The organism is Spiroplasma endosymbiont of Tricholauxania praeusta, assembly GCF_964019535.1.
Lineage (GTDB): Bacteria > Bacillota_I > Bacilli_A > Mycoplasmatales > VBWQ01 > Spiroplasma_E > Spiroplasma_E ixodetis_A.
Genome location: NZ_OZ026450.1, coordinates 651,609 through 665,804 on the forward strand (window position 1 = coordinate 651,609; position 14,196 = coordinate 665,804).

Annotated in this window: 12 protein-coding genes; 11 read left to right on the plus strand and 1 reads right to left on the minus strand. The window is 22.1% G+C overall.

What is annotated here, in order from left to right:
- Positions 1-32: 32 nt before the first annotated feature.
- Positions 33-1,538 carry a hypothetical protein gene (locus AACK96_RS03585; protein ID WP_338975056.1) on the minus strand — a complete coding sequence of 502 codons (1,506 nt, stop codon included), beginning with the start codon at positions 1,536-1,538 and terminating at the stop codon, positions 33-35.
- 126 nt (positions 1,539-1,664) lie between these two features.
- On the opposite strand from AACK96_RS03585, the gene AACK96_RS03590 reads away from it, so the two are divergent.
- The 11 genes from AACK96_RS03590 (at position 1,665) to AACK96_RS03640 (ending at position 14,191) form a co-directional block, all read left to right on the plus strand.
- On the plus strand, positions 1,665-2,558 hold the full coding sequence (locus AACK96_RS03590; RefSeq protein ID WP_338975057.1) for a hypothetical protein: 894 nt from the start codon (positions 1,665-1,667) through the stop codon (positions 2,556-2,558).
- 12 nt (positions 2,559-2,570) lie between these two features.
- Entirely contained in the window at positions 2,571-3,725 is a 1,155-nt protein-coding gene (locus AACK96_RS03595) for a YitT family protein (RefSeq protein ID WP_338975058.1), read from the plus strand.
- Positions 3,726-3,876: 151 nt separating this feature from the next.
- Positions 3,877-4,914, plus strand: coding sequence for a DUF3137 domain-containing protein (locus AACK96_RS03600; RefSeq protein ID WP_338975059.1), 1,038 nt, complete (start codon positions 3,877-3,879; stop codon positions 4,912-4,914).
- Between the two features lie 335 nt (positions 4,915-5,249).
- The gene (locus AACK96_RS03605) at positions 5,250-6,044 is read left to right on the plus strand and encodes a hypothetical protein (RefSeq protein ID WP_338975060.1); all 795 of its coding nucleotides are present in this window, start codon (positions 5,250-5,252) and stop codon (positions 6,042-6,044) included.
- A 22-nt stretch (positions 6,045-6,066) separates the two neighbouring features.
- Positions 6,067-6,954, plus strand: a complete 888-nt coding sequence (locus AACK96_RS03610) for a hypothetical protein (protein WP_338975061.1) — start codon at positions 6,067-6,069, stop codon at positions 6,952-6,954.
- 247 nt (positions 6,955-7,201) lie between these two features.
- Entirely contained in the window at positions 7,202-8,470 is a 1,269-nt protein-coding gene (locus AACK96_RS03615) for a hypothetical protein (protein ID WP_338975062.1), read from the plus strand.
- A gap of 72 nt (positions 8,471-8,542) precedes the next feature.
- Positions 8,543-8,965, plus strand: coding sequence for a transposase family protein (locus AACK96_RS03620; RefSeq protein WP_338973316.1), 423 nt, complete (start codon positions 8,543-8,545; stop codon positions 8,963-8,965).
- Positions 8,966-8,988: 23 nt separating this feature from the next.
- Positions 8,989-9,396 (plus strand): transposase family protein, encoded by a 408-nt coding sequence (locus AACK96_RS03625; RefSeq protein ID WP_338973314.1) that lies wholly within the window; start codon positions 8,989-8,991, stop codon positions 9,394-9,396.
- A gap of 488 nt (positions 9,397-9,884) precedes the next feature.
- Complete coding sequence (locus AACK96_RS03630) at positions 9,885-10,244, plus strand: helix-turn-helix domain-containing protein (protein ID WP_338973555.1); 360 nt, start codon at positions 9,885-9,887, stop codon at positions 10,242-10,244.
- A gap of 28 nt (positions 10,245-10,272) precedes the next feature.
- A complete protein-coding gene (locus tag AACK96_RS03635; protein WP_338975131.1) occupies positions 10,273-10,773 on the plus strand; it encodes an IS630 family transposase in 501 nt (166 codons plus the stop codon).
- Between the two features lie 337 nt (positions 10,774-11,110).
- Positions 11,111-14,191, plus strand: coding sequence for a hypothetical protein (locus AACK96_RS03640; protein ID WP_338975063.1), 3,081 nt, complete (start codon positions 11,111-11,113; stop codon positions 14,189-14,191).
- The last annotated feature ends 5 nt before the right edge of the window (positions 14,192-14,196 follow it).

Sequence of the window (14,196 nt, forward strand, 5' to 3'; positions counted from 1 at the left end):
AGTGCTATTAATATCATATAAATTATTATTTACTATTCCAACATATTTAGTATTAGTATTAGTACTATATCTAGTGTTGGCAAAATATTTTGATTATATATTAATACATGGTAAGTTATTATTTCATCTTCAAATTTAATATTAATTTCAGAATTACTATTAATAATAGTCGTAATACTATTATTAATATTTGGTAATAATGGTTGATTATCATTAATAGTAATATCTTTTAGCTCATCATTAGTTACATTTAAAATTAAACTATTATTACTAATTCAATTATTAGTACGATTAACTGCAGTGAGTTTATCTTTATCAATATATGAATTAATAAAATTAGTCAATTGTTCATCTTTAGTTTTAGTAAATTTAATAGTATTAATTCGACTTCAATTGTTATTTTTACTATCACTTAGTAATAATTTACTTGTATTATTTTTAATAAAACCAAGATTATCATTTATTCTTTGGAAATTGGCACAATAACCAATTTTAGTAAAAGTACCTAATTCATTTACAAAATAGCCAATTTCTTGTTCATCAATAAAAACACCTAAACCATCATGAAGTAAAATGAAATTATTCATATAGTGTTCATTAATTTTTGTAAGTTTAATATCATTACTATCAGTAATGCTTAAATGATAAGGTTGCCCAAAAAATTTGGAGTTATTTTTGAGATTTACATTTAAAATTCCTTGATTGTTACCAGTCTTGCTAAAAAAAACAGTAGTAGTACTAAACAGTGGTTCCTTATTAATAATTAATGGTTTTGTTGTAGCATTACCATTATCATCTATTGTTAAATAAAATAATTGCCCATTAACATCACGAATAATGCCACCATTATCATTAATGGCAACAAAAGAATTTAATAGTATTGGATTAGGAACATTAATATTAATTGGTTTGATATTACCATCAACTTTTAGAATATAAGAATTTTGATCACCACCAACAAAAACGCCAAAAGTAGCATTTATAGTAGTAAAACTAGTTTTACCTTTTCCATAATGATAGGGAGTAACTAAGTTAGTTACTTTTCCGTCTGTATTAATTAAGTCAGCACCAATATCGGTACTAACGATATTATTACCAAAGTTAGTAAAAGTATGATTTGGAGTTTCAATGGCAGTAGCATCGTCACTAATACCATTTTTAGTCATTAAAAATGAATTATTAATAAAATTACTATCATCACTTTTATGAAAATTATTTAAAGTAGCAATTCCTAAGTTATCATCAAATCTAATAAAATTACTAATTTGTAAGTCTAAATTATTATATGTGCCATCCTTATTTAATAAATAAGATTGTGCTTGTGAATTTGTAAAAATACCAGCAATAGAATTAGTTGAATCATTTTCATTTCAATTATAAAAATTTCCACTTTCAAAAGCTAAGGTTAAACTTTGTTCGTTTAGGATAGTATTTTCTGATTTTATTTCTTTATGATGATAATTATTTATTTTCACTTGGCTTAAATTAGTAAAAGTGACTAGTGAAATAGTAACTAGTGTATATAAAATTTTAAACATATTATCAATTCCTTTAATATAAACTAATATTAATTATAAAGATTTTGAAGATAGTGTATAGCAAAATAATAAAAATAAGTTACAATTTATATATGATATTTTATAAATTAAGGAATGATTATAATTATGAAAAAAATTTTAACATTAATGGGTACTATTGCTTTTGGTAGTGGAATAGTAACGCCAGTTTTAGCTTGTTCTGATCAACAACAAGATAGTATTTTAAAAGCAATTACTAATGGTAATGGTAATTATAATGGTTGAGAAGCAACTTTATCAAAAGTTGGTATTAAAAAACCAGTGGATGTTCCTGTTGATGGTCAAAGACCCGAAAAAGAACAAGTTATTAAAAATGAAGCATTAGAAAACAGTCTTGCACAATCACTTGCCAAATTAATTTTAGATAAAGCAAATATTAAAGAACCAACTTGATTTGATAGTCAATTAGAAGTGGGTACTAAATGTTATTATTTTACGATTGATAATGGCAAAATAGATGAATCAACAAAAGCAAGAACTTGAGATGTTGATGCTTCAACTGGTAGAATTAGTATTAATATTACTTATCAAGTTGGAGTAGTAAATAATGATAAAAGTTTTAAAGTTGAACAATACATAAAAAAAACTTTTAATATAAAATGTTCTTATACACAAAGCGATTACATAGTTTATAGTTGTGTTAGTGATGTTACTAAATTATCAGAACAAATAGTACCAATTAGTGTTGATGAAAAAACTAAACCTGATATTGATAAAACATATGCTGATTTTTCTCAAAAAACTAAAACTTTAGTTCAAGAAGGAATAAGTTTAGCATTAAATAATAATCCTCATGTTAATTCTGTTAATATTAATATCAAAGGAATTGATGGTCAAAAAGTTACAAGTTCTGGTCCTAATAAATTAGAACTTAAAGTTAATTTTGTGATTAGTTTTCAAGATTCATTAATTGACATGTCTTTACCTTCGCCTTATGATGATAGTAATTATGTTCCAACAATACTTCAATTTAATAGTTAAAAGGAGTTTAATATGTCCAATAATTCAGAAGCAAAAAATAAAGATAAAGAGCCACCGTTAATTGTTGATGCCTTTACTTTTAAAAATATTGGTGTTAAGCAAGAGATCCATTCTTCATGAAAAAACTTTAATTGAAAAATAACTTCCAAAAATTTATTATTAATTTTTATTGGTGCTTTTTTAACAACTGTTTCCTTTTTTTATTTTATTAATCGTGCTGGTTTATATACTAATGGTTTATCAGCTTTTGCACAATTAATAGCTAAATTTATTGCCTTATCTTATAATGGCAGTATTACTGAACAAGAAACAACCCAAGCATTTTGATTTTATCCAGTATATTTTCTTATTAATGGTCCTATCATTATTTGAGGATTATTCAAGGTTGGATTTCGTTTTACTCTTTATACTATTATTTATTTGTTATTTCAAAACGGAATTAACTTTTTGTTAACATCAATTGATGTTCTTAAAAATTTTCAAGTTTTAGGTAATGAGCCATTAAAAGGTACTACAGATTATTGGCACTTAGTTTTACCACGTACTTTTATTTTTGCTGCTTTAGGTGGATTAATTTATGGTGCTGGTATTGGTATTTTATTTAAAACTGGTGGATCTAGTGGTGGTATGGATTTTATTAGTACTTATATTTCTATGAAACGTAAATATTCAATTGCTACTATTATTAGAAATACTAATATTATTATTGTTGTTATTGTTTTAATTCTTGATGGAACTTTTTTACAGAAAACTAGTCTTGTTGATAATTTTTTAGTTAGACCTTATTTTATGTCAACGCTTGTTTATATTTATGTAGCAGCTTTTGTTATGAATAGAGTTTATCCAAAATATATGTTGATCAGTGTCTTTATTATTTCTAATGAATTAGAGCAAATCCGTAATGATATTTATCGAAATAATTATTTACGTGGTGGTAATGTTTGAAATGTGAAAGGTTTGTATTCAGGTAATGAATATAAAATGATGATGACAACAATGTCATTATTAGAATATAATTTTTTTAAAACAAAAATAGTTCGAATCGATCCTAAAGTTTTTATGGTAGCAGTTCCTGCAAAATATATGCATGGTGGTAATGCAGGTAAACCTCCACAAAATGCACCTGTTAATATTACTGAAATTAATGATTTTTTAGAAAAAAACTAATAATATATATGTTATAATGTAATTAGTTTTATAATAATAGGTTTTTAGACTTCTAAATAGATTATTACATCTATAGTTAGTCTTTTTCTATTTTTTATAAAACAAAATTAGTTATAAACTATATTAAGAATTAAAAAAGAATGGAATAATTATGAAACATAATTTATCGCCAAAGGTTGTAAATGAGATTGTTAATAATATTTATACTGACTATAATAATAGTAGTAATCATTGATGAATTAAATTAATAAATAATCGTTTATGAATTAGTTTATGAATTATTACTATCATTATTGCTCTAGTTGCTATTGGTGCTAGTATTGGCATTAACAAATCATCATTTATTAAAAAACCATTTACTATTATTAGTATTATTGGATTCATTGTTGGATGTTTTTTATTAGTACAGAGTTTTGTATTAAAAACTAAAATTCATGAAAAATTAATAGAAGAATTACCAATTATTAACTATTATCAATGAGTTATTAAAGATAATAATTCACAAATGAATTTAACAACTATTAGTGATTATTGAACAATTGAACCACAAGGTAATTTACCTTTAGATGAACAACCTAATTATTATAATTATTGCGAACAAGTAATGATAGGAAGTATTAATGGTCAAAATTTTAACTATGGAAGTATCATTAACCAAAAAGTTATGTATGAAACAAGTTCTGGATATAATAGTGCTGCTCAAGTTATTGAAACAGAAAAAATTACTTGTTATTATACACGTTTTGTTTATTATACAACTATTATTAGGAATAATAATTTTACAATGACATTAACACCACGTAATATATTTTCAAAAAAATTTCGTAGTAAAAAGAAAGTTCAATTAGAATCACATTTATTTGAAGATTTATTTGAAGTAAAATGTGATAATCAAATTAAATTAAGATTAATTTTAGAACCAAAAGTAATGAATTTACTTAATGAATTTGCTTATAGTTTAGGAAATAAGGATTTACCAGTTATTCACATAGAAAATGAACAATTAACATTAAGTTGAAAATATGAATTAGGAAAAAATCCTTATAATGATGGAAAAGGAAAATTGATGGTTTTACCCACCACTACTAATCTTGAAAAGTTTATTAATAAATTATTAGCAATTATTAGTAAAGATATTTTAAATTTAACGCAAGCACAAATGTGAGTTAATAGCTTACAATTATTTTAATAATAATTTATATAAATTACTTTACAATAATTTAAAAATAAGGTAGATAAAATTATGAATAACTATCAATTATTAAAATCAAGTTGAAAATGATTTAACAATAAATATTTGATGCAGACGATCTTATGAATATTGTTAACAATTTGTTTGATTATTTGTGCAATTTTATGAGAAGTTAAGAGTAGTATTTTAATAAAATTTTAACATTTGATTTTTTTAATAATGCTAGTATTACTGATGAAACTATTATTACTTTAAAAACTTATTTATATATTGCTATTTTTAGTAGTTGTATTGCAAGTAATACTTTAATATTTATTCAAATCAGATGTTGAATGAAAAAATATATTGAAAATAAATATAAGGTAATTTCAAATTTTGAAAATAATTTCTTTATTTTTAAAGCTTTATTAGTATTAAATGTTGCTAGAAACATTACTTATATTTTTTGTTTTACTAATGTTTTTACCACATTATTTCTTTTAACTTATTGATTTTGTTATTTTATTATTTATATTATTTTAGAAAAAATATTAGAAGAAAAAAATCAGATTCTTGGTAATCCTTGATGAAAAGATATAGAAAAACGATCATTATTTATTATTTTAGGTTTTGAAGTTTTATATTTAATTGTAAAAAATTCAATTTTGAATTTTACTAAGGGTGCTATTAACATTGATCAAGTTTTAAAGTACTTTATTCCCGCTAGTTCTTTAGCATTAATATTAGCAGTCTTTATTCAAAGTTTAGTTAAAAACGATGTTAAAACTATTTTAAAAAATATTAAAGATGTTAAAACCAAAGTTGATGATTTTAAAATATTTTATAATTGAGATTATAAAAATATCATTAGTGATTTTCTATTTGTTAAAGAAGCACCAATAATTATTCGAAATGAATTAAAACAAAAAGTATTAACTAATGAAGAAAAAAATAAAATATTTGAACTTTTACATGAAATTTATCAATTTCTAATATTTGTTGAAAAACAAAATATTAAAGTTAGTGAGTTGAAATATATTTATTATCATTTATTTTATGAAATAACAGATCGCACTGAAATTTCACAAATTAAAAATAGAATTATTAATACAAAAAAGAAAAATTTGAAGATAATACTAAAAAAGTAGTGATTATCTAAGGAAGTTTATTATGAAAAAAATATTAAAAATTATAAGTGTTTTTGCATTTACTAGTATTACTAGTATTAATATTAGCGCATGTGATGTTTTTCACAATTCATCAGTTGATTATCAGCAATTATTAGAAGATGCTGCAAATTTAATTGCTAATAATACTTATCCCAATTTTACTAATTTTTTAAAACCCGAAAATAAAACTCATGTTTCTGATTTTAAAAAATTAATTGAAGACAATATTTGGAACTTGTTTAATACTGCTCCAGAAGATTTTAGTAATATTACTTATGAAATTACTAATGGTCAAGATGAAATAAAAAAAATTAATAGTACTAACATTAAAATTCATTTAACTATTTATAATAATTCTGCAGTAAAAGATTGTAGTTTTAATGCTAATTTTAGTCCATTACAAGATTATATAAATGAAAAATTAGAACCATTAGTTAATGGAACACAATATTTATCAATTAATAAAAAGGATAGTGGTGGATTTTATAATGATTTAGTTACTGCTGGTGCTACTTTTAAAAGAGAAGAAAAAAATCAAAAAGAACAATATTTAAGAAATAATTCAGATGCAGCTGAAAATTTTTGAAAATCATTTCAAGAGTGAATTCCTTCTGAAGAAGTGAAAAACCCTTTACTTGGTAATATTTTAGTTCCATTGTTAAATTTTATTCCAAAAAAACCCGTTACTTGGTTAACTTTTGATAATTTTAAACCATATTTGTTAAATGCTGGTGGATATAATAATGTTATTGCTATTACTGGTAATAAAAAATTTGGTGATAAATATTATGATTATATAAAAATTGGATTAGAGGGTAAAAATTCAAAGGATATTGCTTTTGGTAATAAATATGAAGGTTTAACTTTTATTTTTACTACTAATAGTTAATTAATAAATTTTTAGTTCCTTTTTGAAAAGATAAAAATTAATAATAAAAATTACTTTTATAACTATTTTTGTTTTAAAAAAATTAAAAAAATATAGACAAGTTATAAAACACATGCTATTATTTTTTCATACCTTTTTAGGTTAAATAATATATGCGACTAAAAGAAGTAGTTTCACGTAATAATTATATTACTGGAAGCTACTTTTTATTTTAAAAAAGTAGCAACTTAAAAAAATATTATTATATATGAAAGAAGTGTTTAAAATGTCTCCTTTATTTACAGGTAATCAAAATCCTAATATTCGTAGAATGTCTGATGATAGTGCAATAAGTTTATTGGGTTCAAGTGGTGATTTTTCTAGCATATCTAATAGTAGTACAATATCTATTTTTGAAGAAACTGCTATTAAAGAAAACAAATATTTATCAAAAATAACTAAACTTTTAGGTAAAAATATTACTTTTATTGTTGCTCTTTCTGGTAATATCACTGCTCAAATGATAATTAGTACTACTGTTGCTAAAACACCATGAAATTGACAAACTATTAAGGATAGTTTGATATTTAGTGGTATACTTATTGGTTGTGATACAGCTATTGAACCTTTTATTTTTGATTCAATCGAAAATATTGAAAATTGAGTTATAGATAAATGAAAAAACAATGAAAATAATATTAATGTAGGAAAAGAAATAATAAAAGTTATTCCTTTCTTATTATTTTTAAGTTATTCTGGTGTAATTTTGGATAGAGCTTCTAATAATATTTTAGATAGTTGAATTTCAATGGAAATTCTTGGACAGACAACTATTGAATTTACTAGTTATGTGTTAAATATGACTTTTCATGGTGCAATCATTTCTAGGATAGAAAAAGTAATAAAATTAGGTTGAGTAAAAGTTAAAAGTTTATTTAATAACAATATTAATTATATAGAAAATCAACTTCTTAATAGTGAACAAAATAGTGATGAAAATAGTAATTTTTTTTATAAAAATATTTTACCATTATTTTTTATAACACCAATATCAATGGCTATAACATGAGGTACTGAGAATTATATATCTAATCAAGAATTTACTTGAAAAAAACTGTCAACAGATGCTCCAAAAGTTATTGGTGGTATAACTCTTTCTCTAGTTTCATCTTTACTTAATTGTATGGTTAATAAAGAAGGAATACCATTTCTTCCAAAACTGAGTACTGTTATAGATACTATTAAAAGATGAACTGGTTATCAACAAAATAATGGTAATATTGAACAATCAGTAACATCATGTCAATCCTCTATTAATGATTCTTGTTTAGTAGATGTTTTTAGTGAATTAGAAAGTATTGAAGAATTTTCTAGTGTTATTGGACAATTATGTAATGAAGAAGAATGAAATTTTGAAAAATCAAAACTATCTTTTGAAAGTGATGAAGAATTTTTTGATGCTGTTGAAGAGCAGAAAGTAGATAGTAATTTTGGATCTACTACTAAGCCAAGAAATAACTATAGACATATTCCGTAATTATTTTTTTGAAAAATCAAGTAATAATTTTATAATTTATTTTATTAATGAATTAATAAGGTGTTGATAAATATGGCTTTTGAAAATTTAAAAAAATTAAAAAATGATAAATTTTATAGATATTTTGGTATAAAACATTTTCATTTTAATGAAATGTTAGAAAAATTAATTGAAATAGAAAAATTAGAAAAAACTAAAGGTCGAAAAAATAAACTTTCAGTTGAAGAAAGATTGATGATGACACTTGAATATTGAAAAGAATATTATACTTTTTTTCAAATGAGTATTAAATATAAAATGAGTCCTTCAAGCTGTTTTCGAAATATTACTTGAGTTGAAAATAAACTTAGTAATGATAGAGATTATCAATTTTTAAAAGAAAAATATAAATCAAAAAATGATAAAAAACAAGAAAATTTAAATGAATTTCAATTTTATTTAATTGATTCAACTGAGATTGAAATTGAAAGACCAACTAAAAAAAACTACAGTTAGAATATTTTTCTGGTAAAAGTTGAATGTATTCTATAAAATTTCAAATTGTATATGATTTTTTTAATAAAAATATTGTTGATATTTTTGCTGATAATGGCAAAGTGCATGATTTTCAAATATTAAAAAATTCAAATCTTGTATTTTCTAAAAATACAATAATTATTGGTGATTTAGGATATCAAGGTATACAAAATATTTATGAAAATACAATAATACCAATTAAAAAAAGTAAAAATAAAAAATTAACTAAACAAGAAAGAAAATATAATAAGATTGTATCTAAAATTAGAATCAAAGTTGAACATGTTTTTGCTTGATTAAAAAGATTCAAAATTTTAGTAAATAAATGTAGAAAAAGTAAATTTAGACTTATGTACTTAAGATTTAACTTACTTTGTAAAATTTTTAATAAAATAAAACCATTAAAATAAAAAAAATCAAAAATATATTTTTTAAAATTGAAATTATTATCAAGTTAATATAAAAATATTATTAACATTTTTTTGTTTTCGAAATAGAAACTTATTTTTAAACTATTTTTTCGGAAAATATTAACTTTTATAATTAATAACACTAAAAAATTTATAAAAAGTATTATTGACAATTGATTAAATTTAATTATGGAATATGTCTTATGGAACATTCAATAACTATTGTGAGGGTACAAATTCTTTGGATGGTGGAATTAGTAGTTCAATTCTTAAAACAGAGTTTGAACAATCATTTCTTTCAAAGCCACGCTCATTTACTATATAAAACAGTATATAGTAAATGTATAATAATATTTCTATATTATATATAGCTAACGAAAGTAATGTTTACTCATAAATAATGTAAAATAATAATATGTAATTTAAACAATTCTTGCACTTACAAGTATAATTCAGCAATAATTAAAATAGATTAGGAAGATTAAATTATGCCAAAACCATACAGTGAGGACTTACGAAGAAAAGTAATAGAAGTTTATGAAAGTAAAAACATGAAAATTAAAGAAATTTGTAAAGTGTTCAATATCACTAGAAAGACTTTATTTTTATGAAGAAAAAGAAAGCAAAAAACCGGAAATATAAAACCAATTTTGAATTATCAAAAAGGACATAGCCACAAAATAAAGGATTTAGATGAATTAAAAAATTATTTAGCAGAAAATAAAGATGTTACAGTTCAAAAAGTAATTGAAAAATTTGGTGATATGACAAAAGAAACAGTTTATAACTATTTCAAAAAACTAAATTATACATATAAAAAAAACTTTTCTATATGAACAAAGAGATAAAAATAAACAAGAAGATTTTTTAAAAGAAATAGCGAAAATAATGAATGAAGATTTGGTATATATTGATGAATCTGGAATTGATGATAATGAATTTTATAAATATGGTTGGTCTGAAAAAGGTAAAAGATTATTTGATAATAAACCTGCATATAAAATAAAGAGAATGAGTATAATTGGTGCACTAAATAAAGGTAAATTAAAAGCTCTATGAGCATTTGAAGGACATTGCAATAGTAAAATTTTTGAATCATATGTTAAAAATATACTAATTCCAGTATTAAAGTGTGGACAAATTATAGTTTTAGATAATGCGACGTTTCATAAATCTAAAGCAACAAAACAATTAATTGAAAATGTTGGATGCAAACTATTATTTCTTCCACCATATTCTCCTAATTTAAATCCAATTGAACATTTTTGATTTGCTATAAAACATAATATAAGAAAAATATTACCAAATTATTGACCAAATATTAAAAACGCGATTGATTTTGTTTTTCAAGATATGAGTAAACATTACTTTCGTTAGCTATAATTATGTTATTTTGAAATTTAATAAATCAAAAAAAGTATTTTAGTAAATTAAAGTACTTTTTTTATTGTATATTTATTTTTTCAATTATAAATTTAAATTGGGATTTAATCAAAATACCATATAATTCAATATTATTTTATACTTTTTTAAATTTACAATTGTTTATATTAAATAAAATTAAAAAAATTATATTTTTGATGAATCTTAATATTGGTACAAGGAAACTACTAATATAAATTAGAACTATTCTGATATTTTTATTTTTAAATTTAATTAAAAATCAGATTATAAAAAATGTTATTTTTAACATATATAGAAGGAGAAAAAATCAATGTATACTAGTGATGAAGAAAATATTTCTATAGAAGATTTACAAAAGCAACTAGAAAAAATTACTCAAGAAAAAGAGGAAGTTCAATCTAAATTAGATGAAACTAGTAAGGCTAAAGAGGAAGTAGAGTCTAAGTTAGAAGAAGTTAATAAAGAAAAAGAAAATATAAGTAAAGAAAAAGAGGAAGTTCAATCTAAATTAGATGAAGCTAGTAAGGCTAAAGAGGAAGTAGAGTCTAAGTTAGAAGAAGTTAATAAAGAAAAAGAAAATATAAGTAAAGAAAAAGAGGAAGTTCAATCTAAATTAGATGAAACTAGTAAGGCTAAAGAGGAAGTAGAGTCTAAGTTAGAAGAAGCGAATAAAGAAATTGAAAAATTAAAAGTAGAAATTGATAATGCTAATGATAATGAAAAAATAAAAGAATTAGAAATTAAATTAGAAGAAGCGAATAAAGAAAAAGAAAATATAAGTAAAGAAAAAGAGGAAGTAGAGTCTAAGTTAGAAGAAGCGAATAAAGAAAAAGAAAATATAAGTAAAGAAAAAGAGGAAGTTCAATCTAAATTAGATGAAACTAGTAAGGCTAAAGAGGAAGTAGAGTCTAAGTTAGAAGAAGCTAATAAAGAAATTGAAAAATTAAAAGAAGAAATTGATAATGCTAATGATAATGAAAAAATAAAAGAATTAGAAATTAAATTAGAAGAAGCTAATAAAGAAAAAGAAAATATAAGTAAAGAAAAAGAGGAAGTTCAATCTAAATTAGATGAAACTAGTAAGGCTAAAGAGGAAGTAGAGTCTAAGTTAGAAGAAGCTAATAAAGAAATTGAAAAATTAAAAGAAGAAATTGATAATGCTAATGATAATGAAAAAATAAAAGAATTAGAAATTAAATTAGAAGAAGCGAATAAAGAAAAAGAAAATATAAGTAAAGAAAAAGAGGAAGTAGAGTCTAAGTTAGAAGAAGTTAATAAAGAAAAAGAAAATATAAGTAAAGAAAAAGAGGAAGTTAAATCTAAATTAGATGAAACTAGTAAGGCTAAAGAGGAAGTAGAGTCTAAGTTAGAAGAAGCTAATAAAGAAATTGAAAAATTAAAGGAAGAAATTGATAATGCTAATGATAATGAAAAAATAAAAGAATTAGAAATTAAATTAGAAGAAGCGAATAAAGAAAAAGAAAATATAAGTAAAGAAAAAGAGGAAGTAGAGTCTAAGTTAGAAGAAGTTAATAAAGAAGTATATAAATTAAAAGAAGAAATTAAAAACTGTAGTGATAATGAAAAATTACAAGAACTAAAAAATAAGTTAGAAGAAGCTAATAAAGAAATTGAAAAATTAAGAAAACAATTAAATGAAAAAGATAATAATGAAATAAAACCTAATCCTAAAATTGAATTATTAAAAGAGAAATTAGAAAGACTTGAAAAGAAATTAAAAGAAAAGGAAAAAGAAATTCAAAATATTAAAAATGATCCAGAGTCATTAGAGGACTTAGAAGCTAATATAGAAGAAAAAGAAGCTATTGAAAAACAAATCAATAGTGTTAAAAAACAATTCGAAATTTTAATAAAAGAAGAAGAAAAAAATAAGATTCATTTAATTAATTGTCAAATTTTACAAGAGCAATTAAAAGAAATAAATGAAAAACTTGATAATTGTCAATCTAATGAAAAAAATGATAATAGTCAATGTTGTGAAACAATTAATAAAAAAATGGATCAACTTCTAAATTATAATAATGATAAATCTATGAAGGAAATTGAGAAATTAAACAAAAATATTGAAGAAAAGAATAAACAAATTAAAGAATTAGAAGCAAAAATAAATAATAATAATAATACTAATAGTCAAGAAATTAAAGATAAGTTAAGTGAATTAGAAAATAATAAAAATAATTTAATTAAAGAAAAAGAACAATTTGTAAAAGATGCTGATTATGATAAAGCAGCTAAAATTGATAAAGAAATTAAAGATTTAGAACAAAAACAAAAAGATTTAGAAAAAGAACTTTTAGAAAATAATAAAAAAGAACTTGAAAAAAAAGAACTTCAAGAAAAAATAATTAAAATTCAATCAGAACTTGAACAAATAAAAAAAGAAAAAATAGATTTAGAAGAAAAGATAAATGATAATAGTAACAATAATATTTGTTCTAAAGAAGAAGTTATTGGTGAATTTACTATTACAAAGGTAACCACAATTGAAGAATTTAATAGTACTAATAGTATTAGAGAAATGATTGCTAATAAAATAAAAAATCTTTATCCTAGCGCTGTTATTAATGAAGATTACAAAATTGAATTTGAAAATTTAAGTACTAATGATATTGTACAAGGAAAAGAATTAAAAATAAAAATTAAACCAACAAAAAATAGTAAAGTAAAAGAAGAATTAAATTTTATAGTTAAAATTAATTATAAATATGATGCCGAAGAACAAAAAAGAGCAGCAACTGGTATTTTAAGAAAAGCAATACCCACAGAATTTTGAAATGATAGAAAAAATAATAAATATCTTGCAATTTGACGTGCTGAAGGTCGATATGCAGCAGTAGCATCAATGATTCAAAATGTTAGACCATTACCTATATTATTAAGCGAACCTCATTTTGCAAGTAAAATTATAGTTGAAACATTTGCAGCTAGTTATTGAACTAATTATCATACACAATTTTGAGGATTATGAGTAAATGCTGATAATGGTTATTGACCTCAATATACTACTATACCTAGTTCAGATGATACTAATAAGATAAAAAATGTTAAAATTCTTTCTGAATTAAATAATACTTATTTTAATAAATTATTCTTTGTTATTGAAAAATATTTAAATGATTCAGGTATTAAATGTCGTATTTCTAAAAAAGCAGTAAAAGATTGATATTCTAGTTTATATTTATATGGAGTTGGAAATATTCAATTTAATAATCAATATGACGATTATGATAATGGCAAAAAACGACAATATTATATTCAAGTTAATTTTGATGTTTTATTCTTTGATAATAATGATTCTTCTTCAGATATTTCACAAGAGTTTGCTGGAGTAGTATTTACTTTAAGTGATGAATTAGATTTATATTCTTAACAACT